This window comes from Cyanobium sp. NIVA-CYA 375, from assembly GCF_056108345.1.
In genome coordinates, this window is the sequence record NZ_JBSYHW010000133.1 from 1 (window position 1) to 3,509 (window position 3,509).

4 protein-coding genes are annotated in these 3,509 nt (G+C 64.8%); all 4 read left to right on the top strand.

The window, feature by feature from the left end:
* Nucleotides 1–93: 93 nt before the first annotated feature.
* Nucleotides 94–753: a hypothetical protein gene (locus AC01FP_RS16525; protein WP_474481759.1), complete on the top strand. Its 660-nt coding sequence runs from the start codon at nucleotides 94–96 to the stop codon at nucleotides 751–753.
* Between the two features lie 77 nt (nucleotides 754–830).
* The gene (locus AC01FP_RS16530) at nucleotides 831–1,073 is read left to right on the top strand and encodes a hypothetical protein (RefSeq protein ID WP_474481760.1); all 243 of its coding nucleotides are present in this window, start codon (nucleotides 831–833) and stop codon (nucleotides 1,071–1,073) included.
* 42 nt (nucleotides 1,074–1,115) lie between these two features.
* Nucleotides 1,116–1,796 (top strand): hypothetical protein, encoded by a 681-nt coding sequence (locus tag AC01FP_RS16535; RefSeq protein ID WP_474481761.1) that lies wholly within the window; start codon nucleotides 1,116–1,118, stop codon nucleotides 1,794–1,796.
* A gap of 117 nt (nucleotides 1,797–1,913) precedes the next feature.
* A complete protein-coding gene (locus tag AC01FP_RS16540) occupies nucleotides 1,914–2,954 on the top strand; it encodes a hypothetical protein (protein WP_474481762.1) in 1,041 nt (346 codons plus the stop codon).
* The last annotated feature ends 555 nt before the right edge of the window (nucleotides 2,955–3,509 follow it).

Sequence of the window (3,509 nt, forward strand, 5' to 3'; positions counted from 1 at the left end):
GCTTGCGGCTGGCCCGCGCTGTGATCTCCCCAAGTACACCGGTGGGGATGTGCGTGGCGCTGACCGCCAACCAGGGGGTTTGAGGTGAGTGCCATGGACACCGCAATGCCCCTGCAACTGCTGCAGCCACTCGATGGGGCCAACCCCGCCTCTACGCCCGTACGCCTCTCGGGCCCGGAGCAGCGGCTCACCGTCACCCCGGATCCAGCTGTGGGCGATGAATCCCTGCTGCCACCTAGCCAGCTACTGATAACCAAGGACGGCGAGAGCCGTTCGATCTGGCCGGTGCACCTGGCCGGCTGGCAGGCATTGGGCTGGCAGCTGCACACGCAGCCGCCGGTACCGGCGCCAGAACCAGAACCACTCTCGGAACCTGAACCGGACCCCCAGCCTGAACCGCAGCCAGCGCCGGAGCTGGAGCTGGTGGATGCGTTGGACCTCGAGCCCGAGCAACCGGCAGCGACAGAACCCGCCTCGGCACCGGATGAGCCAACGCCCACCGGCGAGCCACTGGAGTCAACGGAAACCACCACCAGCGACGGAGAAGCCCTGCTGGCTTCTGAGCCAACCGACTTCCAGGCCATGACCAAGGCCCAGATCGTCGAGTTCTGCTCCACCGTCTACGGCGTGGAGCTCGATAGCAGCCAGACCAAGGCCGAACTGGTGGAGCAGGCCACGGCACTGGAAACCCAGGCCAGTGGCGCTGCTGCCGCAGATCTCGCTGCCTTGGAGCTGGGTGATGCGCTGCTCTGATCACGGCCAAATGCAACCGAGCCAACGCATTCCTGGCTGGGGGCTGGCAACAGCTCAGCAGTACTCCCCTGGCGCCGATGGCCACTACCAATCCGGCTGTGCTGGCCCAGCTGACGGCCCAGTGCCGCAGCAGTACCCAGCCCCAGGGGGTGATCTTCCTGGGCCAAGCCCAGCTCCAGGACGGCGGCACGCCTGAACCGCCCCCAGCCGGGGGCGTCAGTTCGGTGGAAGCTTTGGCGCCGCTCATCAGTGCCATCGCCGGCGATGGGGTGGTGGTGCTCACGCTGGACCTGCGCCTGCTCAGCTCCCTGCCGCCCTGACACCCCTTATCTCAACCGCTTTCCTCTTCTGCACTGATCGCCATGGCCACCACCACCGAGAGCCGCACCGCCGGCCGTTCCCTGCCCCTGCCCAGTGACCTGCTGCTGGTGCAGCGCGGCAGCACGCCCTACCAGGCCAGCGCCGACGAGCTCAAAGCGTTCATGGTCACGCCCGCCACGGCGGCTGCAATTGGTGCGATCAAGCCGGGCACCAACCTCTCAGTGGATGCCGACGGCACCCTCCATGCAGCCATCTCCGGTGCCCTCACCTACCGGGGTGCGATTGACCCCACCACCACAGCAGCCCCAGCTGGTGCTGCAGTCGGGGATGTGTACCTGGCCAGTGCTGCTGGCACGGCCCTGGCGAGCTGGAGCGGCATCGCCGGAGCGGACATCGCCCAGGGGGATTTGCTGCTGTTTGACGGCAGCAGCTGGAGCGCCAACGCTGCACTAGGCCCCGATGGCGCCGGCGTGATCCGCATCCAGGTGGCTGCGCCACTGGCCATCGATGAAAGCGATCCAGCTCAACCCCTGCTCAGCATTAAGCCTGCCTCCACCGCTGCTGCCGGCGTGCTGCGCCTAGCGGCTGCCGAGGACCTCACCGCCGGCACCGAAGGCGCCGCTGTCGATGCCGCAGCCCTCAAGGAAGCCATGGCCACCGCCCAACCACTAGGCGACTACATGCCGCTGGACATCAGCAGCCTCCCTGCCCTGCCCGCCTGAGCAGTCACGCTCTGCTGCCAAGCCCAAACCCAAAAGGCCTGACCAGGGGGGGGCAGCCGCCCCCCCTTTGTTTTTGAGCTCTGCTGCTGGTTTTGTCGCCACTTATCACTTATCGCTGTGATCAAACCCACCGACCTGCTTGCGCTCCAGCGTGCTGGCAGCACCTACCGCGTCAGCGCCGCTGAGCTACTGGCCCTACTCAGCTCTCCGCAACCCTCCCGCACTGCTGGCCGGCTCTGGGATCTGACCACCACTGCTGCAAACAACGACTGGCGGGCGATCTGCTGGTCTCCCCAGCTGCGGCGGTTTGTGGCGGTCTCGATCGACGGCAGCCAGCGGGTGATGACCTCTGATGACGGCTATCGCTGGACCAGTCGCTTTACACCAAGCGACAACAACACCTGGATTGGAGTGTGCTGGAGCGCGGAGCTCCAGCTGTTCGTTGCCGTCGCTTCCAGTGGCAGCAGCAACTTGGTAATGACTTCTGCCGATGGCTATGCCTGGACGGCACGGCGCGTGCCGGTGAATAACAACTGGGTGGCGATCTGCTGGAGTCCGCAGCGGTTGCTGTTTGTGGCGGTGGCCTTTGGTGGCAATGCCAACCGGGTGATGACTTCTGCCGACGGCAGTAACTGGATACAACGTGCCACGCCGGCCAGCGTGGCCTGGCGTGCGATCTGCTGGGCCGCAGAACTGGGACTATTTGTTGCGGTAGCAACCAGCAGCAACGGCACCAACCAGGCGGCGATGACCTCTCCTGATGGGATCAGCTGGACCCTGCGCACCACCCCAGCAGATAACAGCTGGCGCAGCATCTGCTGGGCCGCTGAGCTTGGTTTGCTGGTAGCAGTGGGCCAGAGCGGCAGTGGCAACCGGGTGATGACCTCACCCAACGGAACCAACTGGACCCTGCGCAGTACCCCGGACGATCTGGAGTGGCGGGCCATCTGCTGGGCGCCCGAGCTGCGCCTGCTGATTGCCTTAGCCGGCACCGGCACTGCTCAACAGGTGATGACCTCTGCTGATGGCAGCAGCTGGACCCTGCGCAACACTGCTGCTGAGCGCCTATGGAGCGGTATCTGCTGGGTGCCAGAGCTGGGGCGCCTAGTAGCAGTAGCCCAAAACGGCAGCGGCAGCAGGGTGATGACCAGCAGCTGAATGGCAAAGCAGACTAGCTCGGTACCTGCTGCACTGTTCCCTGCCAGCAGATCGCACTACCGGTGGGATCTGATTGGCCTTGCGAGCGATGCAACTGCGTTCAGCCTTGCTGCCGAGACTCCCGAGCACTATCCGTTGGCGGAGTTGGCATACGACGAGGGCGGCAGCAGCTGGTGCCCCTCTCCGCGCTGGTGTGCTGGCAGATCGCGCCGCTGCATCAGAACCACCTTGATGGAAGGAAGAGTCGATTTGAGCAACAGAAACTGATCCTCTTCTGGCTGTCAGAACGGTGAAGCGGCAGCCAAACGTGAAGCCATGATCATCTGCGCCATGGGGCGCAGTGAAGGGACTTCCCGAAGTAGAGGTCCGACTTCAGGAGGGCCTCAGACTGAGGAAGGCCCGTAGCAAGCCACTGGTGGGGGCAGACGCGCCGTCAGGTGCGCTCTGCAAAGAGCAGCAGGCGTGTCCAGCAACCTTGCTCTTACGCAGCTGTCCCGAGCGCGGTGACTTTCAGGAAAGTTGTCACTCCTTGGCTGCCATTCAGGCGGCCTTGAT